This window comes from Pseudomonas sp. DR 5-09 (assembly GCF_001655595.1).
Classification (GTDB): domain Bacteria; phylum Pseudomonadota; class Gammaproteobacteria; order Pseudomonadales; family Pseudomonadaceae; genus Aquipseudomonas; species Aquipseudomonas pharyngis.
In genome coordinates, this window is the sequence record NZ_CP011566.1 from 1,240,219 (window position 1) to 1,263,537 (window position 23,319).

The window sequence follows — 23,319 nt, forward strand, 5'->3', positions numbered from 1 at the left end:
GTCGCAAATCATGTGGGAGCGAGCCTGCTCGCGATGCGCTCATCGGCAAACGCCAATCGTCCGTTTCTAACCCCGCGCTTTAAACCTTTTGTCTTTTATGTGTTCTAGTTATCACTCGGCGATTTGCTAAGTCGGTCAGGTGCCGCTAAATTGCCATCATCGATACCGAGCATGACTTTATGCGTATAGACGGCGTTTCCACTCATTCCTACCCCATCAAGCGCAAGCCTCGCAAAGGCAATCCGGCGCTGGATGAGTCCGTCGACGATATCGACGGCGAGCTGGAATTCCCGACCGAAGAGCAACTGGCTGCCCGTGCCGCCAAAGCCACCGCGCAACGCCTGAGCAATCTGCCCGCCCGTCAACAAGACATGATTTATCACCGCGCGATGAAGAAAAGCGTGGCTATGGCCCTGGCCAGCTACCTGAGCACCGCCGGTTTTGTCGATTGGGATGCAGACGTGCTGGGCCTCGATCTGTACATCTGATGGATTTGCCTTACTACCTCGGTTGCCCGTCCTGGAGCGAAAACGCCTGGCGCGAGTATCTGTATCCGGTAGACGCCAAGACCTCCGATTTCCTCGGACTCTATTCACAAGTGTTCAACGCCGTGGAAGGCAACACGACCTTCTACGCCAGCCCGTCGCCGGCCACCGTGCAGCGTTGGGCCGAGGTGATGCCGGAGCACTTTCGCTTCACTGCCAAGTTTCCCGGTGACATCAGCCACAGCGGCGATTTGCGCGATCAACTGACTGCCGCCGAAACCTTCCTCCAGTTGCTCAAGCCGCTCGGTGAGCGCGTCTCGCCAATGTGGCTGCAACTGTCGAAAAGCTTCACCCCGCACCGCTTGCCGGAGCTCGCCGCGTTCATCGATGCGCTGGATTGTCCGCTGGCGGTGGAAGTGCGCCACGAACAGTTCTTCGCCAAGGGTGAGAGTGAGCGACTGCTCAACCGGCTGCTGCTGGATCGCGGTGTGGAGCGCATCTGCCTCGATCCGCGCGCACTGTTCAGTTGCCTGTCCACCGAATCGTCGGTGATCCACGCCCAATCGAAAAAGCCCCGCGTACCAACGCGTCCAGCAGCGTTCACTCAATTCCCGCAGGTGCGCTTCATCGGCCATCCGGAGCTTGAGGCCAACGACCCGTTCCTGGTGCCGTGGGTGGCTAAAATCGCCGAGTGGATCGAAGAGGGCCGCACGCCGTACATCTTCCTGCACACCGCCGATAACATTCTGGCGGCGAAGCTGGCGCAACGTTTTCACGCACAACTGATGCAACGTTTGCCTGGCCTGCGACCTTTGCCTGAGCTATACAGAGAACCCGCCGCCGAGCAACTTGGCCTGCTCTGAGGCGGAATTTTTCCTGCCCAGGAGCCTGCCGATGGATGCCCAAGCCCGTCAACAACAAGCCCGTAAAGCCGAAGCCTTCAAAGCCCTGCACGAACGCCCCGGGATTTTCGTGATTCCCAATCCGTGGGATGCCGGTTCCGCGAAGATGCTCGCCAGTCTCGGCTATCAGGCGCTGGCGACCACCAGCGCCGGTTATGCGTTTTCCCAAGGCAAGCCCGATGGTGGCCTGAGTCTCGACGATACGCTGGCCAATGTCCGGGCGATTGTCGCGGCCACGGATTTGCCGGTGGCGGTGGATCTGGAAAACGGCTTCGCCGACGCCCCGGCCGAATCGGCACAAAGTCTGATTCGCGCCGCCGAGGCGGGCGCCGTGGGTGGCTCGATCGAAGATGCCACCGGCCGGGAAGACTCGCCGATCTACTGCTTCGAACACGCGGTGGCACGGATCGAAGCCGCCGTCGCTGCCGTGCGCACCTTGCCGTTTCCCTTCACCCTGACCGCTCGAGCGGAAAACTACCTGCACGGCAATCCCGATCTCAACGACACCATCCGCCGCTTGCAGGCCTTTGCCGAAGCTGGCGCCGATGTGTTGTACGCGCCGGGCCTGCGCACCGCCGAAGAAGTCCTCGCGGTAGTGCGCGCAGTGGCGCCGAAACCGGTCAATGTGTTGATGTCCGGCGGCTTGAAACTGACCGTGCAGGAGCTGGAAGAAATGGGCGTGAAGCGGATCAGCACCGGCTCGGCGCTGGCACTGGCGGCATTGGGTGAGTTTTTCCGCGCGGCTGAAGAAATCCAGCAGTCCGGCACCTTCACCTTCACCTCCCGTTCGATGCCGTACGCCAAGGCCAATCAATTCTTCAAGGGATGAGCATGGGGCGCTGGCTGCTGTTAGCAGGCCTGCTGATCATCGGTGGCGGGCTAATCGGCGTCTGGCGCGGTTGGCTCGATGTGCCGCCGCAGTGGAACCCGTGGGCGCCACTGGACGTGCAGGCGACGCCCAACTGGCTCACGGGCTACAAGTTGATGCGCCTGCGCAGCGATCCGGCCCTGTGCGCACAGGCGCTGGGCAGCTCTGGCCTGAGGGTTTCGCCACAGGCCGACAGTCCCGATGCCAAATGCCCGCTGATCGGCGCTTTGCGCGTGCAGGGCGGCGGGGTGGGGCTCAGCAGCAGCTTTCTCGCCAGTTGCCCGTTGGCCGTGGCGTTCGCGATGTTCGAGCACCATACGCTGCAACCGGCGGCGCAGCAGGCCTACGGTCAGTCGGTGGCGCGGGTCGATCACCTCGGCAGCTTCGCCTGCCGCAATGTCTACAACCGCGATAGCGGCGCGCTCAGCCGCCATGCCAGTGCCGATGCGCTGGACATCGCCGGCTTCCGTCTGGCGGATGGTCGCGCGATCAGCGTGCTCAAGGATTGGCCGAAGCAGAACCGGGACGCGCAGTTTCTACGTCAGGTGCGCGACGGTGCGTGCGAGGTGTTCAGTGTGGTGTTGAGTCCGGAATACAACGCCGCCCATCGCAATCACTTTCATGTCGATGTCGGGCGCTGGAGCGTGTGTCGCTGAGGGATCAGGCGGCGATGCGCAGGTTCTGCTGAACGATCGGGCGCACCCAGCCGTTATCGAAGTCCAGGGCTTTCTGCTGCTCGACGATGGCTTCCGGCGGGAATGGCGGGTACGGCTGCAGCAGATCCAGGTCGAACTCGGCAATCGGCAGGTACAGCGGTTTTTTCTGCGGGGCAGGGCCTGGCTCCGGAATCGGCTGGCCGTTGTTGATCACGACCGGGCGAACCCAGCTGCTGTCGAAATCCTGCTGCTTTTGCTGAGTCTTGATTTCTTCTGGCGGGAACGGAGGGTACGGCTCGGCCAGTGTCATGTCGATTTCGGCGATCGGCAGGAACAGCGGCTCCGGCGGACGCACCTCGGTTTCCACCACATCGCATTCGCGCTGGCTGACGATGTGCGCGTGCAGTTCGCTGCCGACAGTCGGTTCTTCAGGGCTTTCCAGGTCAACCGGTGGAAACGTGCCGCAGGCCGGCACCACATCACTCGATTGCTCGGCCAGTGCCTGGGCAAAAAAATCCTGCCACAGGTGGCTGACGCCGCCCAATGCTTGAGTGTTATGACGGCTGAAATCGCCTGTGGGCGAAAGGTAGCCAATCGATGTGGGAAGAATGCCTGACATTTTTTTCGGTTGACGCTCAGCTCTGGCAAAATGCGCGTTGATTGGGTTATCGGCGGTTTTTGCCGATCCTTAACTTTTTTGAGCGTGTTTTCCATGATTGAGCAACCCGCGGCCTGCCGCATCCATGTCGAGGCCCTCGGCCCGACGTTCGAAGCGCAGGCCGAGCAGTGGGCGCAGCGCCTGAACCTGCCGTTGCAGGTGGCTGACGGCGAGTTTGCCCTGCAGGTCGGCGAGCAGGGTTTGCAGCTGCAACAGCTGGGGCCGGATGCGCCGGGGCCGGTGCGGGTGGACTTTGTCGAGGGTGGCGCGGCCCATCGCCGGTTGTACGGCGGTGGCAGCGGGCAGATGATCGCCAAGGCGGTCGGCATCGCCCAAGGCGTGCGTCCTCGGGTGCTGGATGCCACGGCAGGGCTGGGCAAGGATGCGTTCGTGCTGGCCAGTCTCGGTTGCGAGATGAGCCTGATCGAGCGCCAGCCATTGATCGGCGCGTTGCTGGAAGATGGTCTGGCCCGTGCGGCTGAAGACTTCGAGGTGGCGCCGATCGTGGCGCGGATGAAGCTGCTCAAGGGCAACTCCATCGACGTGATGCGCAATTGGGAGGGCGAGCCGCCGCAGGTGATCTACCTCGACCCGATGTTCCCGCACCGTGAGAAAACCGCGCTGGTGAAGAAGGAAATGCGCCTGTTCCGCCCGTTGGTAGGCGATGACCCGGATGCACCGGCCTTGCTGGAAGCGGCGTTGGCGCTGGCCACGCACCGGGTGGTGGTCAAGCGCCCGCGCAAGGCGCCGTGCATCGAAGGGCCGAAGCCGAGCCATGCGCTGGATGGCAAATCCAGCCGCTATGACATCTACCCGAAGAAAGCGCTCAAGGCCTGAGCCGTCGCATAAGGAAAATCCCACGCATGGCGTGGGATTTTTGTTTTCAGGGTCGAAAGGCCCGCATGAACAGCCCGACCACTTCCTGCACATGACTTTCCGCCGCCTCGCCGGTCAGCGGCTCACCGCAGCCGTACAACAGGCGGAAATTCCCGGCGCCCTTGATCAGGCAAAAGAAGTGTTCGGCGGCGTTGTGCGGGTTGTCGATGCTCAGCACGCCGGTTTCGTGGATCCGCCGCAGCAAACGTTCCATGCCCTGCACCATGCGCTGAGGGCCGGCCTCGAAGAAGATCAGCGACAGCTTCGGATCCTGGCTACCCAGCGCCATGATCAGACGATGCAGGTTCACCGATTCATCGCTGTTGATCAGGTGGTGAAAGCCTCGCGCAATGTTCAGCAACACATTTTCCACCGCGATGCCGTCCGGCAATTCGAAGAACAGCGGCGGCAATTGCTCCTCGCATTTGGCCACCACGGCGGCAGAGAACAGCGTCTCCTTGTCGTTGAAATGGCTGTAGACCGTCAGCTTCGACACCCCGGCCTCGGCGGCCACCGCGTCCATGCTGGTGTTGGCATAGCCATGACTCAGAAACAGGATTTTCGCCGCCTCGAGGATCGCCTGGCGCTTGGCCGGATCCTTCGGTCGGCCCGGGCCGTTTGGAGTGGAAAGATTGTTCGACATTCTTCGCTTTTAATACTGGACTGGTGAGTTTGCTATTAATAACATACCGGCCAGTATAATTATTCCAAGCCTCCTTAGCGAAAGGTCCTTCACCATGTTCCGCCATGCGTTGTCCTTTGCGGTGCCAGTCAGTCTGGCGTTTTTGTTGTCGGCATGTGGCAAGGAAGAGGTAACGCAAGTCAGCGTGCGACCGGCCATGGTGGTGCAGCCAGAGCCTTCGGCGCAGGCGATGGAAAGTTATCCGGGTGAGGTTCGCGCCCGCTACGAACCCGATCTGGCGTTCCGCATCGGCGGCAAAGTCAGCCGACGACTGGTCGAGGAAGGCCAGCGCGTGAAGGCCGATCAGCCACTCGCCGAGCTCGATCCGCAGGATGTACGCCTGCAACTGGAAGCCACCCGGGCCCAGGTTGCGGCCGCCGAAGCCAACCTGAACCTGGTGCGCGCCGAGCGTGACCGTTACAAGACCCTGATGGAACGGCAGATGGTCAGCCGCTCGGCCTACGACAATGCCGAAAATCTCTACCGCTCCGGCGAAGCCCGCCTCAAACAGATCAAAGCCGAATTCAACGTCTCGACCAATCAGGCCAGTTACGCCGTGCTGCGCGCGCCCCAGGATGGCGTGGTGGCCAAGCGTTCGGTGGAGGTCGGGCAGGTGGTTGCCGCCGGGCAGACCGTTTTCACTCTCGCCACTGACGGCGAACGGGAAGTGCTGATCAGCCTGCCGGAGCAGAGCTTCGGCCGCTTCAAGGTTGGCCAGCCGGTCTCTGTGGAGCTATGGACGCAACAGAACCAGCGCTTTGCCGGGCAGATCCGCGAGTTGTCCCCGGCGGCCGATCCGAAATCCCGCACCTTCGCCGCACGCATTTCATTCACCGCCGGCAAGGTCCCGGCAGAACTGGGCCAGAGCGCCCGGGTCTTCGTGCAGACCGCCGATGTCATCCCGCTGTCGGTGCCGCTCTCGGCACTGACTGCCGAAAACGGCGCGACCTACGTGTGGGTCGTCAGCGCCAACAACACCCTGAAAAAGACCCCGGTGCGCGTCGGCCCGTTCGGTGAGAAAACCGTGCCGGTGCTCGAAGGCCTGAACGCCAGCGACTGGGTGGTCGCCGCTGGCGTTCACGTATTGCTGGAAGGGCAGCAGGTGCGTCCGGTGGATCGCTCCAACCGCGTGGTCAATCTGGCGGACAAGGAGTAATCCCCGATGGGTTTCAATCTTTCCGCCTGGGCGCTGCGCAATCGCCAGATCGTACTGTTCCTGATGCTTTTGCTGGCGATTGTCGGTGCCTTGTCCTACACCAAGCTCGGCCAGAGCGAAGACCCGCCGTTCACCTTCAAGGCGATGGTCATCCAGACCCGCTGGCCCGGCGCAACGGCTCAGGAAGTCTCGCGCCAGGTTACCGAACGCATCGAAAAGAAACTGATGGAAACCGGCGAGTACGAGCGGATTGTTTCGTTCTCGCGCCCCGGTGAATCCCAGGTCACGTTCATTGCCCGCGACTCGATGCATTCGGTGGAGATTCCGGATCTCTGGTATCAGGTGCGCAAGAAAGTCAGCGACATTCGCCAGACCCTGCCGCCGGGCATTCAGGGGCCGTTTTTCAACGATGAGTTCGGCACCACCTTCGGCAATATCTATGCGCTGACCGGCGACGGTTTCGACTACGCGGTGCTCAAGGATTACGCCGACCGCATCCAGATCCAGCTGCAACGGGTCAAGGACGTGGGCAAGGTCGATCTGCTCGGTTTGCAGGACGAGAAGGTCTGGGTCGAATTGTCCAACGTCAAACTCGCCACCCTCGGCTTGCCGCTGGCAGCCGTGCAGCAGGCGCTGGAGGAACAGAACGCGGTGTCCACCGCAGGGTTTTTCGAAACCGGCAGCGAGCGTTTGCAGCTGCGGGTGTCGGGGAATTTTCAGACAGTCGACGAGATCAAAAACTTCCCGATCCGGGTCGGGGATCGTACGTTCCGCATCTCCGATGTCGCTGACGTGCGGCGCGGTTTCAACGATCCTCCGGCACCGCGCATGCGCTTCATGGGCGAAGACGCCATCGGCCTTGCGGTGGCGATGAAGGACGGCGGCGACATTCTGGTGCTGGGCAAGGCTCTGGAAATCGAGTTCGCCCGCATCCAGAAAAACCTCCCGGCCGGCATGCAATTGCGCAAGGTCTCCGATCAGCCCGCAGCTGTGAAAACCGGCGTCGGCGAGTTCGTCCAGGTGCTGGTCGAAGCGCTGGCCATCGTGTTGCTGGTGAGCTTCTTTTCCCTCGGCGTGCGCACCGGCATGGTGGTGGCGCTGACCATTCCGCTGGTGCTGGCGATGACGTTCGCCTGCATGTATTACCTCGGCATCGGCCTGCACAAGATTTCACTCGGTGCGTTGGTACTGGCGCTGGGTTTGCTGGTGGACGACGCGATCATCGCCGTAGAAATGATGGCGATCAAAATGGAGCAGGGCTTTGACCGGATCAAAGCCGCCAGTTACGCCTGGACCAGCACCGCGTTCCCGATGCTCACCGGTACGCTGATCACCGCCGCCGGTTTCCTGCCAATTGCCACGGCGCAATCAGGCACCGGCGAATACACCCGCTCGATCTTCCAGGTGGTGACCATTGCTCTGCTCGCATCCTGGGTGGCGGCCGTGGTGTTCGTGCCGTATCTGGGAGAAAAACTCCTGCCGGATCTGGCGAAAATTCACGCGGCCAAACACGGTACGGCTGACGGCCACACTGATCCCTACGGCACGCCGTTCTACCAACGGGTACGGCGTCTGGTGGAGTGGTGCGTACGTCGGCGCAAAACCGTGATCGTGCTCACCGTGCTGCTATTTGTTGCGTCGCTGGCGTTGTTCCGGTTCGTGCCGCAGCAGTTCTTCCCGGCGTCCGGGCGACTGGAGCTGATGGTCGATCTGAAGCTTGCCGAGGGCGCCTCGCTGGCCAATACCACGGCCGAAGTCAAACGGCTGGAAGCGATGCTCAAGGATCACGCTGGCATCGACAACTATGTCGCTTACGTCGGCACCGGTTCGCCACGTTTCTATCTGCCGCTGGATCAACAACTGCCGGCGGCGAGCTTCGCCCAGTTCGTCGTTCTGGCGAAAACCATCGAGGAGCGCGAAGCGCTGCGCACCTGGCTGATCGACACGTTGAACGAGCAGTTCCCGGCCTTGCGCTCGCGGGTCACGCGCCTGGAAAACGGCCCACCGGTCGGTTATCCGGTGCAGTTCCGTGTCACCGGCGAGCACATCGAGGAAGTCCGTGCTTTGGCGCGCAAGGTGGCGGCCAAGGTGCGCGAGAACCCGCATGTGGTGAATGTGCATCTGGACTGGGAAGAGCCGAGCAAGGTCGTGTACCTGAACATCGATCAGGATCGCGCCCGGGCGCTGGGTGTGAGCACGGCGAATCTGGCGAAATTCCTCCAGAGTTCGCTGACCGGCTCCAGCGTCAGCCAGTACCGCGAGGACAACGAACTGATCGAAATCCTCCTGCGCGGCACCGTGCACGAGCGCACCGAATTGTCGTTGCTGCCGAGTCTGGCGGTGCCGACCGACAACGGTCGCAGCGTCGCGCTGTCGCAGATTGCCACGCTGGAATATGGCTTCGAGGAAGGCATCATCTGGCACCGCAATCGTCTGCCGAACGTGACCGTGCGGGCGGACATCTATGGCAAGGAACAACCGGCAACGCTGGTGAAGCAGATCATGCCGACGCTTGATCCGATCCGCGCCGAATTGCCGGACGGCTATCTGCTGGATGTCGGCGGTACGGTGGAGGATTCGGAGCGTGGACAGAAGTCGGTGAACGCCGGGGTGCCGATGTTCATTGTCGTGGTGCTGACGTTGCTGATGGTGCAGTTGCGCAGTTTTTCGCGCACGGCGATGGTGTTTCTGACGGCGCCGCTGGGGTTGATCGGGGTGACGCTGTTTCTGCTGGTGTTCCGTCAGCCGTTCGGGTTTGTGGCGATGCTCGGGACGATCGCTCTGTCGGGGATGATCATGCGTAACTCGGTGATTCTGGTGGATCAGATCGAGCAGGATATTACGGCGGGGCTCAGGCCTTGGCAGGCGATTATCGAGGCGACTGTGCGGCGGTTCCGGCCGATTGTGTTGACGGCTTTGGCGGCGGTGTTGGCGATGATTCCGCTTTCTCGCAGTGTGTTTTTTGGGCCGATGGCGGTGGCGATTATGGGGGGGTTAATTGTTGCTACTGCTCTGACGCTTTTGTTTTTGCCGGCGTTGTATGCGGCTTGGTTCAGGGTTCGCAAGGAGGCTTGAGGCTGTTTGAGCTTGGCGGCCTTTGAGCCGGCCAGGCTCTGGGTGTTTTGGGTACATATCCGTTGCTGCGGTAACGGCTTCTTATGGTTTCGCCCTTACGGCGAGTCCCTTTGGCAAACGCCCCAAAGGAACCAAAGGTCTGGGCCCCGGCGTTCGGCCCCTCGCTGGGGCTCGGGGTTCCTTCGTTCCGGGATTCATCCGGGGGCATCGCCTCCGGTTTGCTTCGCTGCACCTCCTCTCGATGTGTTCGACTTCGTCGAACGGCGCTGCGCGCCTACCCCCGGATAAATCCCTCCACTCAGCCGGCCGAAGGGGCCGGCACGTCAAAAGCGGTACTCGAGCTAACGCTCATTGTGTTGAGTGGTGGAAAGCCAAAGCCAAAGCGGGAGGGAGGGGAATAGAGCGGTATGTGTTTTAAAACCCGAGTTCACCTCGGTATTTCACGTCGGCGTACCTCTCCCAAACAACTCGGTCAGTCCCCTCTCCCTCGGGAGAGGGCTAGGGTGAGGGGGCTTCTTGAGTCGTTCAACAAAGCTTCGGAGCACCAGAAAGCTCTTGAGCGTTTTGTTCAGTTTTGCGATCTCAACCTAAGCTTTGGATGAGTTCGCTCCACAAATCTGACCCCATGAAAAAGCCCGCTGAACCTGTAAAGATCAGCGGGCTTTTCATTGCACGAAAGAGTTAAAGCGTACCAAACACTTTTTTCGCCAGACTCGTCGCCGCCGCGGCCGGGTTTTTGCGGATGGTTTCTTCCTGTTTGCCGATCATTTCGAACAGGCCGTTGAGCGCTTGTTCGGTCACGTAGCTTTCGATGTTGGCGCTCTTCGCATCCACTACGCCGAAGGTTGCGGCCTGGCCGGCGAAGGCGTTGTATTTCTGGGCTACGCCGACCTTGTCGGTCGCCTGTTTGACGATCGGCAGGAACTTGGTGCGGATCTGTTCGCGGCTGGATTTTTCCAGGTATTGAGTAGCGGAGTCGTTGCCGCCGCTGAGGATGCCTTTGGCGTCTTCCACGCTCATTTTCTTCACGGCGTCGACGAGGATCGGCTGGGCCTGGGTGACGGCGGTTTCCGCGGCCTTGTTCATGGCGGTTTCCAGTTCTTCAACTTGAGCGCCCATGCCGAAGGCTTTCATCTTGCCGGCGACTTTCCCGAGTTTGCCCGGCAGTTCGATCTTCACGTCCGGGTTGTTGCTGAAACCGCCCGGGGTGCCGAGTTGTTTGACGGCCAGTTGCGCGCCCTGGGTCAGGGCATCCTTGAGGCCACCGGTGGCGTCGCCTTGCGACAGGTCGCTGAGGGACAGGGCCAGTGCGTTGGCGGAGATCATCAGGCCCGCGCACAGGCCGGCGAAGCGAAGGGTAGGACGGAGCATGAGAGCTTCCTTGTTTGAAAAGGGCGTTAACGGGCCGAGTCGACGCGGATCTTCAGTGGCTGTGTATCCTTGCCATCAAGCTGCACGGCATGGTTTTCGGTGGTGATGAACATCAGCTCGCCGTTGACTTCAATGCGCGCGCTGACCGAGTAGCGGTGGCCGGGTTTGACCTGGGCCGGATCGTAGCTCAAGTGGAACGGCAGCGGCACCTGGCCTTTGACCGGGCCTTTCTGTTCGTCGAGTACCACGGCCGGAGCGTCGGCCAGCGAAACGTCCTGCAGGCTTACGCTCAAGGTCGCACTGGGTGGCAGGGCGATGCGTTGCAGGTAGAACACTTCGCCCTCGAGGCTGACCTTGCCGGCCGGAGAGGTCGACTGGCAGGCGCTGAGCAGCGTGGCGGCGGCAAGAAGGGAAAGTTTTTTCATCGGAGATCTCCGTATCGACGGCGCCAGAAGAAGCCTGGCGCCTGTAGGAATTTAGTCGCTTTGCACAGGGGCGGCGGGCTGATCGGCCGCATCTTCACTGCGGTGCAGTGCCACCTGACGGATCGACAAGCGAATCTCCGCCGGCAACACCCGTTTGGCCGCGCCTTCGGCCAGTTCGCCGAGCAGTTCGTGGTAGCTCAACTTGCCGGCTTCGTCGCGGCGCAGCACGTCGAGGTCGAGCATTGTCTGGATGAAGTGGCGGAACAGGCTCTTGTCGAAGAACTCCGGTGCGTTCAGGCCGTGCAGAATCGACAGGCGCTGGGCCATGACCGTGCACAGGTCTTCCAGCTCTTCGGCGCTGATGCTGTTCTGGCCGCTGTTGAGCAGCAGGGAAACCGTCATGTAGAAGCGTTGCAAGGTTTGGGCGATGCTCTTCGACAGCAGGGTCAGCAGCACGAAATGCCGCGAGCTCGGTGCCGGGCGCAGGTACACGTCTTTCTCGAAACGCAGCAGGCCTTGTTCGACGAACGCTTCCAGCCACTGATCGATCACCGCGTCCAGTTCGTCCAGGGTCCAGCGGATGAACAGCTCCGATTGCAGATACGGATACAGCGCGCGGGTGTAGCGCAGGATCTGTTCGCGGCTCATGCGCGAGGTGCTCTGGAAGAAGCTCGCCAGCAGCGCCGGCAGGGCGAAGATGTGCAGCACGTTGTTGCGGTAATAGGTCATCAGGACGGCATTCTGCTCGTCCAGATATAGAATCTTGCCCAGCGCATCGTTCTGCTCGGACAGCAGATCCATGTCCTTCACATGCTCGATCAGCGCGCGGCCATCGCCTTCCGGCAAGGTGGTGTGCGGTGAGTATGGCACCTTGCGCAGCAGCGCCAGATACAGATCCAGCACCCGCGCCATGGCCCGATCATCCAGCGCCAGGCGGGTGGTCGACAGCAGCGCCAGCGCCACCAGGTTGACCGGGTTGATCGCCGCCGCTTCGTTCAGGTGCTGCGCGACTTTTTCGCCGAGGCGATTGGTGGTTTCGTTGAGCCACGCCGGCTTGTACTGCGGGCCGAGTTCCTGCTGGCGCCAGTCGGGCTGTTCGCTGTCGAGGAATTCCGCCAGTTTGATCGGCTCGCCAAAGTTCACCGCCACTTGGCCGAAGCGCTGCTTTAGCGCGCCGATGACTTTGAAGATGTCGAAGATCGATTCTTTCTTCTTGCTCGCGCCACGCAGCTCGCCGAGGTAGGTGCGGCCTTCGAGCACGCGCTCATAACCGATGTACACCGGCACAAACACGATCGGCATCCGCGACGAACGCAGGAAGCTGCGCATGGTGATTGCGAGCATCCCGGTTTTCGGTTGCAGCATGCGCCCGGTACGCGAGCGACCGCCCTCGACGAAGTACTCGACCGGGAAACCTTTGGTGAACAGGGTGTGCAGGTATTCGTTGAACACCGAGGTGTACAGTGGATTGCCCTTGAACGTGCGGCGCATGAAGAACGCGCCGCCACGGCGCAGCAGGCTGCCGATCACCGGCATGTTGAGGTTGATCCCGGCGGCGATGTGCGGCGGGGTCAGGCCATTGCGGAACAGCAAGTACGACAGCAGCAGATAGTCGATGTGGCTGCGGTGGCACGGCACGTAGATCACTTCGTGACCCTGGGCGACCTTCTGCACGCCTTCGATGTGGTTGACCTTGATCCCGTCGTAGATCTTGTTCCAGAACCAGCTCAGCACCACTTCCAGAAAACGGATCGCGGTGTAGGTGTAGTCCGAGGCGATCTCGTTACCGTAGCGCAGCGCCTGGGCCTTGGCTTTTTCCGGGGAGATGTTTTCGCGCTCGGCTTCGTCGAGGATCGCTTGCTTGACCAGCGGCTGGTTGAGCAGGCCTTTGACCAGGTTGCGGCGGTGGGAAATGTCCGGACCGATCACTGCAGCCTTGAGGTTGCGGAAGTGCACCCGCAGGATCCGCTGGGCCATGCGCACCGTGCGCTCGTGGCCCTTGTTGTGTTCGATCAGTTCGCGCAGGTGGATCGGTGCGGAGAATTGCACGCGGGTCTTGCGCCCCAGAATCATGATGCTCAGCAGGCGACGCAGACGCCCGGTGACGGCCCAGCTGTCGGCGAACAGCAGTTTCCACGGGCTGTTTTCGCTGTCCGGCGACTGGCCCCAGAACACGCTGACCGGAATGATCTGCGCGTCTTCGGCAGCGTTCTGGCTGAGGGCGCTGACCAGTCGGGTCAGGGTCGGCGGTGCACCGCGCTTGTCCTGGCGACCGAGCCAGTCCGGGTCCGGCGTCAGGTAGAAAAACGCCGCCGGTTCGATCAGCGAACCCACGGACACCGGCAGCACCGGGCGCGGCAGGCCGGCCTTGGTGCACTCGGTGTCGACCACCGCCAGATCAGTCAGCGATGGATTTTGCAGGACGTAGAACACCGGACGACTGCGGTCGAGGTTGAGGGTGAACGACGACTGGTTGATCGTCTCGGAGCGAACCCAGAGATACAACAGTCGGCGCAAGGTGCCAAACACAAGACGGCGGAACGGGGAACGGGTCATACGGCTTCTGCGTGAGTGGATAAACCGAGCGTTTGCTCGGGAGGGCGATAGTGTGCCGGATTAGCGGAAAATCGGCAAAAAAGCGGCGAAGTAATCTCCTGTTGAGAGTTTTGCCGCCTGTCATATACTCGGCGATCTGTCGCCGGGGCCCTTTTATGGACGTCGGACGCAGGCTGACGTTCCGCAAAGGCTTTCCTGCGAAAAGCCTGTTCAATAATAAAAAAGGAGTACGAACAGATGGCAACACGTGAAACCGGCAACGTGAAGTGGTTCAACGACGCCAAGGGCTACGGCTTCATTCAGCGCGAAGACGGGGTGGACGTGTTCGTGCACTACCGCGCGATCCGTGGCGAAGGCCACCGGTCACTGACCGAGGGCCAGCAGGTTGAATACGCGGTGGTGGAAGGGCAGAAGGGGTTGCAGGCTGAAGACGTTGTAGGCCTGTAATGATCGTTCCCACGCTCTGCGTGGGAATGCCTCAATGGACGCTCTGCGTCTGCTTTGGGACGCGGAGCGTCCCGGCTGCATTCCCACGCGGAGCGTGGGAACGATCAATAAACTGCGTTAATTCAAGCGGTTTTCCAGGTGATCTCTTCTTCACCATCGGCGCTGATCCGGATCCAGCGATCCGCCGTTTCTTCACCTTCTTCCTCGACCCACGTCCCCGGCGCACAGCGCACTTCGACGTTCAGCGCGGCAAAGGCTGCCCGGGCGCAGGCGATGTCGTCGTCCCAAGGGGTTGCATCGCTTTCCAGGTACAGGCTGTTCCACTTGCCCACGGCTTTCGGCAGCCAGGTCACCGGGATGTTGCCGGCCTTGCACTTGTACGTCTGACCTTTCTGTACCCAGTCGCTGCACGGGCCGAGGGCGGCGCCCAGCCAGGCGGAAATGGCCTTGTGGTCGACGTCGGCGTCTTTCAGGTAAATCTCGATGTCCGGTTGGCGCATGGATATCCTCACTGCGGGTCTGAAAAATCCATTCGCGGATTTAGCCGGCCCCGGGTCGTTGCCCGGGACCAAAAGTTATTGAAGAACGAAATAATCGTAGCGCATCGAGACCGTGGTCACGAACGGCTCGGCCTGTTCGATCACCGCCGCGCGGCGCTCGGCACTGGCGCGCCAGCCGTGGGGCGTCATCGCCAGCAGGTTGGCGCGATCCTCGGGCTTGTCCAGCGTCAGTTTGAATTCCAGGGTTTCACTGTGCGCCAGCGCCATGCCTTCCGGCACCAGGGCCAGGTGCTTGTCGTCGGTGTATTCGCGCACTTCGTCGTACAGGCGTTCGCGCAGTTCCATCAGGTGGCCGCTGGTCGGGCCGACTTTCATCAGACCGCCGCCGACGCTGAGCAGCCGCTTGGCCTCTTCCCAGTCCAGTGGACTGAAAACGCTGGCCAGAAACTGGCAGCTGCCGGAGGCCAGTGGCACCCGGGCCATGCTGGCAATCAACCAGGTCAGCGCCGGATTGCGTTTGCAGGCGCGTTTGACCGCTTCCTTCGAGATATCCAGCGCGTAGCCGTCAGCATCGGGCAAAGCCTCGGCGATCTGCGCGGTGTAGTAACCCTCGCCACAACCGATATCGACCCAGCGCGCCGGCGCATAACTCGCCGCCAGCTCCGCCAGACGCTTGGCCACCGGCGCGTAATGCCCGGCGTTCAGAAAGTCGCGGCGGGCCTCGACCATCGCCTGATTGTCACCGGGATCGCGGCTGTTCTTGTGCTGCACCGGCAGCAGGTTGAGGTAACCCTGGCGCGCACGGTCAAAGCGGTGGCCGGCGGGGCAGACCACGCCGTTGTCCACCGCGTTTAGCGGTTCACTGCAGATCGGGCACGCGAGCATCAGACGAGCAACTTGATCAGGGTCTGGTAGTAGATCTCGGTCAGCACGTCGAGATCGGCCGCCAGCACGCGCTCGTTGACCTGGTGGATGGTTGCGTTGACCGGGCCCAGCTCAACAACCTGCGTACCCATGGTCGCGATGAAACGACCGTCGGAGGTGCCGCCGCTGGTGGACGCCTTGGTCTCGCGGCCAGTGATGTCCTTGATGCTCGACGACACCGCGTCGAGCAGCGCACCCGGCTCGGTGAGGAATGGCAGACCGGACAGCGCCCAGTCGATGTGCCAGTCCAGGCCGTGCTTGTCGAGGATGTCGGCGACGCGTTTCTGCAGCCCTTCAACGGTCGACTCGGTGGAGAAGCGGAAGTTGAACACCGCCACCAGATCGCCCGGAATCACGTTGGTCGCGCCGGTGCCGGAGTTGACGTTGGAAATCTGGAAACTGGTCGGCGGGAAGAAGTCGTTGCCGTGATCCCAATGCTCGGCGGCCAGCTCGGCCAGAGCCGGGGCAGCGAGGTGGATCGGGTTCTTCGCCAGGTGCGGATAGGCGACGTGGCCCTGGACACCGCGCACGGTCAGTTTGGCGCCGAGGGAGCCGCGACGACCGTTCTTCACCACGTCGCCGACCAGCGTGGTGCTCGACGGTTCGCCGACGATGCACCAGTCCAGACGCTCGTTACGGGCTGCCAGGCGCTCGACCACAGCCTTGGTGCCGTGATGCGCCGGGCCTTCTTCGTCGCTGGTGATCAGGAACGCGACCTTGCCCTTGTGATCCGGGTAGTCGGCGACGAAGCGCTCGGCGGCGACTGTCATCGAAGCCAGGCTGCCTTTCATGTCCGCCGCGCCACGGCCGCAGAGCATGCCGTGCTCGTCGATCACTGCGTTGAACGGGTCGATCTGCCACGCAGTAACCGGGCCGGTTGGTACCACGTCGGTGTGGCCAGCGAAGCACAGCACCGGGCCGTCGCCTTTGCCGTGAGTCGCCCAGAAGTTATCCACATCTTCGATGCGCATCGGTTCCAGCTGGAAACCGGCATCGCCCAGGCGCTGCATCATCTGCTTCTGGCAATCGGCGTCGACCGGCGTCACGGACGGACGGCGGATCAGGTCGATGGCGAGTTGAAGGGTCGGCGAAAGGTCGGCGTGGGCCGTCATGGAAAACTCCGAAAGCTGGGGGGCAAGGCGCGCAAAATGGCGGTTATCTTAAAGCAAAACGGCGACCATTGGCCGCCGTTTAGTGCATCGGTGAGGATTTAGACCACCGGTGCCGGTTCAGGCGCAGCCGCAGGTTTTGGCAGCGACGACAGGAACGCCATGATCAGCGCCGCCACGTACGGCAGCGACTGCACCAGCAACATGGCCACCCAGAAGCGCATGTCGTTGCTCGGAATGCCCTGCACCAGGAAGATCCCCAGCGCCGCGCCCCACAACAGCAGCATGATGAACAGCTCTTCCCGGGCTTCGGAAATCGCCACCCAGAAGCCATGGTTGTCGGCGTTTTTCGGGGTGCGGAAGAACGGAATGCTGCTGGTGAAGAAGCCGTACAGCACCGCTTTGGCGATGGTGTGCGACAACGCCAGACCGGCCAGTGCCGCGCAGAATGCATCCTTGAGGTTCACGCCCACGGCGCGACGGTAGAGGAAGATGATCTTGCCGACCTTGAACACGAACAGCGCCAGTGGCGGGATCGCGAAGATCAGCAGCGGTGGGTCGACCCGTTGCGGCACGATGATCATCGCCGCCGACCACAACAGCGCGCCGACGGTGAAGAAGATGTTCATGCCGTCCGCCACCCAAGGTAGCCAGCCTGCGAGGAAGTGGTAACGCTGGCCGCGAGTCAGCTCGGTGTCTTTGCCGCGCAGCAGGCTGCGGGTGTGACGCTTGATGATCTGGATCGCGCCGTAGGCCCAGCGGAAACGCTGCTTCTTGAAGTCGATGAAGGTGTCCGGCATCAGACCCTTGCCGTAACTGTCGTGGTAATACGCCGCCGACAGGCCTTTCTCGAATACCCGCAGACCGAGTTCGGCGTCTTCACAGATGCACCAGTCGGCCCAGCCCAGTTCTTCCAGAACCGAACGACGGGTCATGGTCATGGTGCCGTGCTGGATGATCGCGTCGCGGTCGTTGCGGGTGACCATACCGATGTGGAAGAAGCCTTTGTATTCGGCGTAGCAGAGCTTTTTGAAGGTGCTTTCGTTCTGGTCGCGGTAATCCTGCGGCGACTGCACCACGGCGATTTTCGGGTCGGCGAAGTGCGGCACCATGTGCTTGAGCCAGTTCGGGTGCACGCAGTAGTCGGAGTCGATCACCGCGATCACTTCGGCGTCCTTGGCGGTGTGCGGGATCAGGTAGTTCAGCGCGCCGCCCTTGAAACCGGCCAGGGGCGAGACGTGGAAGAACTTGAAGCGCGGGCCGAGCGTTTCGCAGTAGTCGCGCACCGGTTCCCAGACCGCCGGGTCCTTGGTGTTGTTGTCGATGATCAGGACTTCGAAGTCCGGATAGTCGAGGTTGGCCAGGGCGTTGAGGGTCTGTTTGACCATCTCCGGCGGCTCGTTGTAGCAGGGCACGTGGATCGAAACTTTCGGGCGGTAATCAGAATCGCCGACCACCGGCAGGAATTCACGCCGGCGTTTGTGAATCCACACCGCTTCGGCCAGTTCGTGGGCCTCGGTCAGCAACACGATGAACACCCCGAGCGCACCGAGCGCCAGCAGGAAGCCCACCGTCAGGCTGAACCACGTGCTGTATTGCTGGCTGTAGTCGTAGCCGATCCACACCAGCACCGAACCGCAGAGGAACGCGATAAAGGTCAGGAAGGTACGACCGCGCTGACGCAGGGCCGAGCCGTCGATCATCAGCAGGGTCAGCGACAACAGCGCCAGCACCACCGAACCGATGGCCAGCACGCGCCATTGCGGGATCGCCACCACCGGACCTTCGAAGTTGAATTTCTGCTGGCGTGCGGCGTTGAACACGCCCCAGTAAGCGCCGACCGAACCTTCGTCGCTGGCCTTCCACGGCTGGTCAAACGCTTCGATCACGAAGTAGTTGAAGCCCTGGCGGTTGAGTTTGTTGACCAGCGTGCGCAGGTAGATCGCCTGATCCGCCGGCGACGCATCGGCGCCACCGCGCATGCGGCCGTTGCTCGGCCAGCCCACTTCGGACAGCAGCAGCGGTTTTTTCGGGAACATCTTTTTCAGGTCGCGGGCGCGGTCGAAAACGAACTGCCCGGCCTTGTCCACCGGAATGAATTCCCAGTAGGGCAGAACGTGGGCGGCAATCAGGTCGACGTGTTTGGCCAGTTGCGGGTATTTCTCCCAGATATGCCATTGTTCGGAGGTGGTGACCGGTACCTTCACCGCTGCACGGACACGATCCAGCAGGACGATCAGGGCCTCAGGCGTGATTTCCTCCCGGAACAGTGCTTCGTTGCCGACCACCACGCGAACCACACTGCGCGAAGAGTTGGCCAACTCGATAGCTTTAGCGATCTCCCGCTCGTTGCGCTCCTGGTCGGGGCTGATCCAGATCCCCAGGGTCACGCGCAGACCGAATTCTTCCGCCAGTTTCGGGATGTCCTGCAGGGAACCGTCGACCGAGTAGATGCGGATGTTGTCCGTCAGCTTGCTCATGATCTCCAGGTCGCGGCGCATTTCATCGTCGGTCGGATACTGATCCTTCTGTGGGAACTGTCCCTGCTGGAACGGTGAATAGGAGAAACCGGAGATCTGCTCCGGCCAGTTCGGCGCGGAGACGGGGCGGTTGATCAGCGCCCAGAAACCGGTGAACAGGGCGGCGATTGCCAGAACCACCACCAGGTTGAGTCCAAATTTACGCGATGACATAGCTGTGTCGGGTTCCAAAGGCTGTGGAACGAAGGGTCGGCTGGTTGACGCCAGGAGGGCGCGCATCCTACACCGGCAGTTCGCCGAGTCCTACAAGAGACAGGGAAATGCCGGATGTTGGGCAATCCAACCTGACTTAAGTTCTTTCGTTTCAGCGTGTAAGACAAATCTTTGTTACGTACAGCTTCAATTAAAGCAGGCGCGTTCGCCGTTCATAGCGCAAAGATGCTCTTGGCCGCCGACGGCCCTATAATGCGCGCCGGTTTTCAGGGTAATGGTCATGAGTACAGAAGATCCGCGGTTTGCAGGCATCGCCCGTTTGTATGGCATCGAGGGCCTCGAGCGCCTGCGTGCAGCCCATGTGGCGATTGTCGGCGTCGGCGGCGTCGGTTCCTGGGCGGCGGAAGCCATGGCCCGTTGCGGGGTGGGCGAGATTTCCCTGTTCGACCTCGACGACGTCTGCGTCAGCAACGCCAACCGCCAGTTGCACGCGCTCGACAGCACCGTCGGCAAACCCAAGGTCGAGGTGATGGCCGAGCGTCTGCGCGGGATCAACCCGGACTGCAAGGTGCACGCCGTGGCGGACTTCGTCACCCGCGACACCATGGCCGAATACATCACGCCGAATATCGACTGCGTGATCGACTGCATTGATGCGGTCAATGCCAAGGCTGCGCTGATCGCCTGGTGCAAGCGCCGCAAGATCCAGATCATCACCACCGGCGGCGCCGGCGGGCAGATCGATCCAACGCTGATTCAGGTCTGCGACCTCAACCGCACCTTCAACGACCCGCTGGCCTCGAAAGTGCGCTCGACGCTGCGTCGTGACTACGGCTTCTCGCGCACAGTGACTCGCCATTACAGCGTGCCGTGTGTGTTCTCCACCGAACAGCTGCGCTATCCGAAACCGGACGGCAGCATTTGCCTGCAGAAGAGTTTTGTCGGCGACGGCGTGAAGCTGGACTGCGCCGGCGGGTTTGGCGCGGTGATGATGGTGACGGCGACGTTCGGCATGGTCGCGGCGACCAAGGCTGTGGACAAGATTGTGGCGGGCGTTCGGCGCCCGGCGGATCGGGTCAAGCCTCAGGCCTGAAGCATAGGGCTGCCCAGCAGCCCTTTTACTGCGCCAGCTCGTTCATCCGCTGCAGCACGGCATTCAAGCCATTGCTGCGCGAAGGCGACAACTGCCGCGACAGTCCCAACTGATTGAACCAGTCCGGCAGATCCACCTGCTGCAACTCGCCCGCGGTCAAGCCGTTGACCCGTAACAGCAACAACGCCACCAACCCGCGAATCATCCGCGCATCGCTGCCTGCTGCGAATTGCCAGTGACCGTCGCGCAACTCTCCAACCAGCCACACCTGGCTTTCACAGCCGTGCACGCGGTTGGCCTCGCATTTGTCCGCATCGCTCAGCGACGGCAGACGATCACCGAACTGCATCAACAGCCGCGCCCGTTGTTCCCAGCCAGCGGCGTTCTGAAACGTTTGCAGCGCGTCGGCGGCCTCGACCGGCAGGCTCATCGCAACAACTCCAGCGCCTGATCCAGCGCTTCAAAGAACCGCTCCAGATCTTCGGAATCGTTGTACAGCGCCAGCGACACGCGAATCGCCCCGGCCAGTTCGAAACGCTTGAGCAACGGCATCGCGCAGTGATGCCCGGCACGCACGGCGATGCCCTGTTCGGTCAGCAAGTGCGCCAGATCGGCGTTGTGCACGCCTTCGACGACAAAACTGGCCAACGCCAGTTGCGGCTTGCCCAGCAGACGAATGCCATTGCGGGCGGCGAGACCGCGTAACAGGTAATCGTGCAGCGCGGCTTCGTGGGCGGACACGGCGTCCTGATCCAGACCGGCCAGATAATCGAGGGTCGCGCCGAGGCCGATCACGCTGGCAATCGGCGGCGTTCCCGCTTCGAAGCCCAGTGGCGCCGGGCGGAAACGCGCATCGTGATAATTGGCTTCCAGCACCATTTCGCCACCGAACTGCCACGGGCGCAGTTGTTCGAGCGCTGCGTTGCGCCCGAACAGCACGCCAAGGCCATCGGGGCCGTACAGCTTGTGGCTGGAAAACACGTAAAAGTCGCAACCCAGCGCCTGCACGTCATGCCGGCCGTGGACCACGCCTTGAGCGCCATCGACCACGGTCAGCGCGTTGTGCGCCTTGGCCATCGCCAGCAACGCCGGCAACGGTTGCCAGGCGCCCAGTACGTTGGACAACTGGCTGACCGCCAGCAAGCGAGTGCGCGGACCGATCAGGTGAACGGCAGCAGCGAGGTCGATGACCCCGTCATCGTCCAGCGGCAGGATCACCAGTTTCAGGTCGCGACGTTGTGCCAGTTGCTGCCACGGCAGCAGATTGGCGTGATGCTCCAGGGCGCTGATGACAATTTCATCGCCTGGAAGGAAAAGATGTTCCAGGCCGTAAGCCAGGAGATTCAGCGCGCTGGTGGCGCCGTGGGTGAAGATGATCCGCCCGCTGTCACCGGCATTCAGCCACTGGGCAACCTTCAGGCGGCTGTCCTCGAACGCCTGCGTGGCGTGGGCGCCGGGCAGATGCTGGGCACGATGCACGTTGGCCGCGCCATTGGCGTAGTAATGCGCCAGCGCGTCGAGCAGGGCCTGGGGTTTTTGCGTGGTGGCGGCGTTGTCCAGATAGGTCTGGTCTTGCCTTTGCAGGGCGGCGATGGCCGGGAAATCGGCGCGCCAGGGGGAGGGAATCATCATCTGTTCAGCCCTGTGAACTTGGGCGGGTGTACACCGAACCTTGTGGGAGCGGGCTTGCCCGCGAATGCGTCGTGTCAGTCAAAATGAAGGGTGACTGACACACCGTCTTCGCGAGCAAGCCCGCTCCCACAGGAGGTCACAGCGGCGCTTAGTTGTGAGCGTGCAGTGCTTCGTTCAGTTCGATCGCCGATTTGTGGGTTTTGCATTCCACGGCACCGGTTTCCGAATTGCGACGGAACAGCAGATCGGTCTGACCGGCCAGTTCACGGGCCTTGACCACTTTGACCAGGTTGTTGTGCTCGTCCAGCAGCGCGACCTTGGTGCCAGCGGTCACGTACAGGCCCGACTCGACGGTGTTGCGGTCGCCCAGGGGGATACCGATACCGGCGTTGGCGCCGATCAGGCAGCCTTCGCCGACCTTGATCACGATGTTGCCGCCGCCCGACAGGGTGCCCATGGTCGAGCAGCCGCCGCCCAGGTCCGAACCCTTGCCGACGAAGACGCCAGCGGAGACGCGGCCTTCGATCATGCCCGGGCCTTCGGTGCCGGCGTTGAAGTTGATGAAACCTTCGTGCATCACGGTGGTGCCTTCGCCCACGTAGGCGCCCAGACGCAGACGTGCGGCGTCAGCGATACGCACGCCGGCCGGTACCACGTAGTCGGTCATTTTCGGGAACTTGTCCACCGAGAACACTTCCAGCAGCTCGCCGCGCAGACGGGCTTCGAGTTGCAGCTCGGCCAGTTCGCTCAGGTCGATCGCGCCCTGGCTGGTCCAGGCCACGTTCGGCAGCAGCGGGAAGATCCCGGCCAGGCTCACGCCGTGCGGCTTGACCAGGCGATGGGACAGCAGGTGCAGCTTGAGGTAAGCCTCAGGGGTCGAAGTCAGTTGCGCGTCTTCGGCCAGCAGGGTGGCGACCAGCGGCTTGTGGCTTTCGGCCAGGCGGGTCAGCAGCTTGCCTTGCACCGCGTCGATGCCTTTCACGGCTTCAGCCAGTTGCGCAGCCTGTGCGGTGGTGAAGGTGATGGCCTGGTTGCCTTCGGTGTAGCCGAGGATCGGTGCAACTGCGGCAACCAGTTCGGCCGAAGGGTTCAACAGCGGCTGGGCGTAGAACACTTCCAGCCACGCGCCTTGACGGTTCTGGGTGCCGACGCCGAAGGCGATACTGAACAGGGAGTTGGACATGTGAATACCTCTACAAAAAGTGACGGGC

21 protein-coding genes are annotated in these 23,319 nt (G+C 61.9%); 9 read left to right on the top strand and 12 right to left on the bottom strand.

Annotated elements, in window-relative coordinates; genetic code table 11:
* Positions 1-179: 179 nt before the first annotated feature.
* From PDR5_RS05480 to PDR5_RS05495, 4 genes are read left to right on the top strand one after another with little or no spacing between them, the layout of a single operon-like run.
* A complete protein-coding gene (locus PDR5_RS05480; RefSeq protein ID WP_007954720.1) occupies positions 180-488 on the top strand; it encodes a hypothetical protein in 309 nt (102 codons plus the stop codon).
* Positions 488-1,348, top strand: coding sequence for a DUF72 domain-containing protein (locus PDR5_RS05485; RefSeq protein ID WP_039769627.1), 861 nt, complete (start codon positions 488-490; stop codon positions 1,346-1,348). Before PDR5_RS05480 ends, PDR5_RS05485 begins: the two co-directional genes overlap by 1 nt.
* A 31-nt stretch (positions 1,349-1,379) precedes the next feature.
* A complete protein-coding gene (locus tag PDR5_RS05490) occupies positions 1,380-2,216 on the top strand; it encodes an isocitrate lyase/PEP mutase family protein (RefSeq protein ID WP_064593723.1) in 837 nt (278 codons plus the stop codon).
* Positions 2,217-2,218: 2 nt separating this feature from the next.
* Entirely contained in the window at positions 2,219-2,911 is a 693-nt protein-coding gene (locus tag PDR5_RS05495; RefSeq protein ID WP_064593726.1) for an extensin-like domain-containing protein, read from the top strand.
* A 4-nt stretch (positions 2,912-2,915) separates the two neighbouring features.
* Here the strand turns inward: PDR5_RS05495 and PDR5_RS05500 are convergent, their stop codons facing one another.
* Entirely contained in the window at positions 2,916-3,530 is a 615-nt protein-coding gene (locus PDR5_RS05500; protein ID WP_064593729.1) for a hypothetical protein, read from the bottom strand.
* Positions 3,531-3,623: 93 nt separating this feature from the next.
* Between PDR5_RS05500 and PDR5_RS05505 the strand changes: the two genes are divergently transcribed.
* The gene (locus PDR5_RS05505; protein ID WP_064593732.1) at positions 3,624-4,406 is read left to right on the top strand and encodes a class I SAM-dependent methyltransferase; all 783 of its coding nucleotides are present in this window, start codon (positions 3,624-3,626) and stop codon (positions 4,404-4,406) included.
* Positions 4,407-4,452: 46 nt separating this feature from the next.
* On the opposite strand, the gene PDR5_RS05510 is transcribed toward PDR5_RS05505, so the two are convergent.
* Positions 4,453-5,088: a TetR/AcrR family transcriptional regulator gene (locus PDR5_RS05510; RefSeq protein WP_007954739.1), complete on the bottom strand. Its 636-nt coding sequence runs from the start codon at positions 5,086-5,088 to the stop codon at positions 4,453-4,455.
* A gap of 94 nt (positions 5,089-5,182) precedes the next feature.
* Between PDR5_RS05510 and PDR5_RS05515 the strand changes: the two genes are divergently transcribed.
* A complete protein-coding gene (locus PDR5_RS05515) occupies positions 5,183-6,283 on the top strand; it encodes an efflux RND transporter periplasmic adaptor subunit (RefSeq protein ID WP_064593735.1) in 1,101 nt (366 codons plus the stop codon).
* A gap of 6 nt (positions 6,284-6,289) precedes the next feature.
* Positions 6,290-9,358 (top strand): efflux RND transporter permease subunit, encoded by a 3,069-nt coding sequence (locus PDR5_RS05520; RefSeq protein ID WP_064593737.1) that lies wholly within the window; start codon positions 6,290-6,292, stop codon positions 9,356-9,358.
* A gap of 681 nt (positions 9,359-10,039) precedes the next feature.
* Here PDR5_RS05520 and PDR5_RS05525 read toward each other — a convergent pair.
* Genes PDR5_RS05525 through plsB form a run of 3 tightly spaced genes read right to left on the bottom strand, consistent with a single transcriptional unit; the run spans position 10,040 to position 13,710 of the window.
* On the bottom strand, positions 10,040-10,729 hold the full coding sequence (locus PDR5_RS05525) for a DUF4197 domain-containing protein (RefSeq protein ID WP_064593740.1): 690 nt from the start codon (positions 10,727-10,729) through the stop codon (positions 10,040-10,042).
* Between the two features lie 26 nt (positions 10,730-10,755).
* Positions 10,756-11,154, bottom strand: a complete 399-nt coding sequence (locus PDR5_RS05530; protein ID WP_064593743.1) for a YbaY family lipoprotein — start codon at positions 11,152-11,154, stop codon at positions 10,756-10,758.
* Positions 11,155-11,205: 51 nt separating this feature from the next.
* Entirely contained in the window at positions 11,206-13,710 is a 2,505-nt protein-coding gene (plsB, locus tag PDR5_RS05535; RefSeq protein ID WP_064593746.1) for a glycerol-3-phosphate 1-O-acyltransferase PlsB, read from the bottom strand.
* Between the two features lie 237 nt (positions 13,711-13,947).
* Here plsB and PDR5_RS05540 point away from each other — a divergent pair, with 237 nt between their 5' ends.
* Positions 13,948-14,157 carry a cold shock domain-containing protein gene (locus tag PDR5_RS05540; protein WP_007954750.1) on the top strand — a complete coding sequence of 70 codons (210 nt, stop codon included), beginning with the start codon at positions 13,948-13,950 and terminating at the stop codon, positions 14,155-14,157.
* 122 nt (positions 14,158-14,279) lie between these two features.
* Here the strand turns inward: PDR5_RS05540 and PDR5_RS05545 are convergent, their stop codons facing one another.
* The 4 genes from PDR5_RS05545 to PDR5_RS05560 all read right to left on the bottom strand — a co-directional run bounded on the left by PDR5_RS05545 (position 14,280) and on the right by PDR5_RS05560 (position 19,383).
* Entirely contained in the window at positions 14,280-14,657 is a 378-nt protein-coding gene (locus tag PDR5_RS05545; protein ID WP_039769649.1) for a hypothetical protein, read from the bottom strand.
* Positions 14,658-14,732: 75 nt separating this feature from the next.
* Positions 14,733-15,542: a putative RNA methyltransferase gene (locus PDR5_RS05550; protein ID WP_064593749.1), complete on the bottom strand. Its 810-nt coding sequence runs from the start codon at positions 15,540-15,542 to the stop codon at positions 14,733-14,735.
* Positions 15,542-16,693: a succinyl-diaminopimelate desuccinylase gene (dapE, locus tag PDR5_RS05555; protein ID WP_064593754.1), complete on the bottom strand. Its 1,152-nt coding sequence runs from the start codon at positions 16,691-16,693 to the stop codon at positions 15,542-15,544. The genes PDR5_RS05550 and dapE overlap by 1 nt, the downstream gene beginning before the upstream one ends.
* A gap of 98 nt (positions 16,694-16,791) precedes the next feature.
* Positions 16,792-19,383, bottom strand: a complete 2,592-nt coding sequence (locus tag PDR5_RS05560; protein WP_064593757.1) for a glycosyltransferase — start codon at positions 19,381-19,383, stop codon at positions 16,792-16,794.
* Between the two features lie 274 nt (positions 19,384-19,657).
* Between PDR5_RS05560 and tcdA the strand changes: the two genes are divergently transcribed.
* A complete protein-coding gene (tcdA, locus tag PDR5_RS05565) occupies positions 19,658-20,476 on the top strand; it encodes a tRNA cyclic N6-threonylcarbamoyladenosine(37) synthase TcdA (RefSeq protein ID WP_039769652.1) in 819 nt (272 codons plus the stop codon).
* A gap of 25 nt (positions 20,477-20,501) precedes the next feature.
* On the opposite strand, the gene PDR5_RS05570 is transcribed toward tcdA, so the two are convergent.
* The 3 genes from PDR5_RS05570 to dapD all read right to left on the bottom strand — a co-directional run bounded on the left by PDR5_RS05570 (position 20,502) and on the right by dapD (position 23,291).
* Positions 20,502-20,906: a SufE family protein gene (locus PDR5_RS05570; RefSeq protein WP_064593760.1), complete on the bottom strand. Its 405-nt coding sequence runs from the start codon at positions 20,904-20,906 to the stop codon at positions 20,502-20,504.
* Complete coding sequence (locus tag PDR5_RS05575; protein ID WP_064593763.1) at positions 20,903-22,108, bottom strand: aminotransferase class V-fold PLP-dependent enzyme; 1,206 nt, start codon at positions 22,106-22,108, stop codon at positions 20,903-20,905. Before PDR5_RS05575 ends, PDR5_RS05570 begins: the two co-directional genes overlap by 4 nt.
* Positions 22,109-22,256: 148 nt before the next feature.
* Positions 22,257-23,291, bottom strand: a complete 1,035-nt coding sequence (gene dapD / locus PDR5_RS05580; protein ID WP_007954762.1) for a 2,3,4,5-tetrahydropyridine-2,6-dicarboxylate N-succinyltransferase — start codon at positions 23,289-23,291, stop codon at positions 22,257-22,259.
* Positions 23,292-23,319: the final 28 nt, after the last annotated feature.

Excerpts from the sequence above, each read along its gene's own strand:
- PDR5_RS05480 (WP_007954720.1), top strand. The coding sequence starts at position 180 with ATGCGTATAGACGGCGTTTCCACTCATTCCTACCCCATCAAGCGCAAG.
- PDR5_RS05485 (WP_039769627.1), top strand. The coding sequence starts at position 488 with ATGGATTTGCCTTACTACCTCGGTTGCCCGTCCTGGAGCGAAAACGCC.
- PDR5_RS05490 (WP_064593723.1), top strand. The coding sequence starts at position 1,380 with ATGGATGCCCAAGCCCGTCAACAACAAGCCCGTAAAGCCGAAGCCTTC.
- PDR5_RS05495 (WP_064593726.1), top strand. The coding sequence starts at position 2,219 with ATGGGGCGCTGGCTGCTGTTAGCAGGCCTGCTGATCATCGGTGGCGGG.
- PDR5_RS05500 (WP_064593729.1), bottom strand. The coding sequence starts at position 3,530 with ATGTCAGGCATTCTTCCCACATCGATTGGCTACCTTTCGCCCACAGGC.
- PDR5_RS05505 (WP_064593732.1), top strand. The coding sequence starts at position 3,624 with ATGATTGAGCAACCCGCGGCCTGCCGCATCCATGTCGAGGCCCTCGGC.
- PDR5_RS05510 (WP_007954739.1), bottom strand. The coding sequence starts at position 5,088 with ATGTCGAACAATCTTTCCACTCCAAACGGCCCGGGCCGACCGAAGGAT.
- PDR5_RS05515 (WP_064593735.1), top strand. The coding sequence starts at position 5,183 with ATGTTCCGCCATGCGTTGTCCTTTGCGGTGCCAGTCAGTCTGGCGTTT.
- PDR5_RS05520 (WP_064593737.1), top strand. The coding sequence starts at position 6,290 with ATGGGTTTCAATCTTTCCGCCTGGGCGCTGCGCAATCGCCAGATCGTA.
- PDR5_RS05525 (WP_064593740.1), bottom strand. The coding sequence starts at position 10,729 with ATGCTCCGTCCTACCCTTCGCTTCGCCGGCCTGTGCGCGGGCCTGATG.
- PDR5_RS05530 (WP_064593743.1), bottom strand. The coding sequence starts at position 11,154 with ATGAAAAAACTTTCCCTTCTTGCCGCCGCCACGCTGCTCAGCGCCTGC.
- plsB (WP_064593746.1), bottom strand. The coding sequence starts at position 13,710 with ATGACCCGTTCCCCGTTCCGCCGTCTTGTGTTTGGCACCTTGCGCCGA.
- PDR5_RS05540 (WP_007954750.1), top strand. The coding sequence starts at position 13,948 with ATGGCAACACGTGAAACCGGCAACGTGAAGTGGTTCAACGACGCCAAG.
- PDR5_RS05545 (WP_039769649.1), bottom strand. The coding sequence starts at position 14,657 with ATGCGCCAACCGGACATCGAGATTTACCTGAAAGACGCCGACGTCGAC.
- PDR5_RS05550 (WP_064593749.1), bottom strand. The coding sequence starts at position 15,542 with ATGCTCGCGTGCCCGATCTGCAGTGAACCGCTAAACGCGGTGGACAAC.
- dapE (WP_064593754.1), bottom strand. The coding sequence starts at position 16,693 with ATGACGGCCCACGCCGACCTTTCGCCGACCCTTCAACTCGCCATCGAC.
- PDR5_RS05560 (WP_064593757.1), bottom strand. The coding sequence starts at position 19,383 with ATGTCATCGCGTAAATTTGGACTCAACCTGGTGGTGGTTCTGGCAATC.
- tcdA (WP_039769652.1), top strand. The coding sequence starts at position 19,658 with ATGGTCATGAGTACAGAAGATCCGCGGTTTGCAGGCATCGCCCGTTTG.
- PDR5_RS05570 (WP_064593760.1), bottom strand. The coding sequence starts at position 20,906 with ATGAGCCTGCCGGTCGAGGCCGCCGACGCGCTGCAAACGTTTCAGAAC.
- PDR5_RS05575 (WP_064593763.1), bottom strand. The coding sequence starts at position 22,108 with ATGATGATTCCCTCCCCCTGGCGCGCCGATTTCCCGGCCATCGCCGCC.
- dapD (WP_007954762.1), bottom strand. The coding sequence starts at position 23,291 with ATGTCCAACTCCCTGTTCAGTATCGCCTTCGGCGTCGGCACCCAGAAC.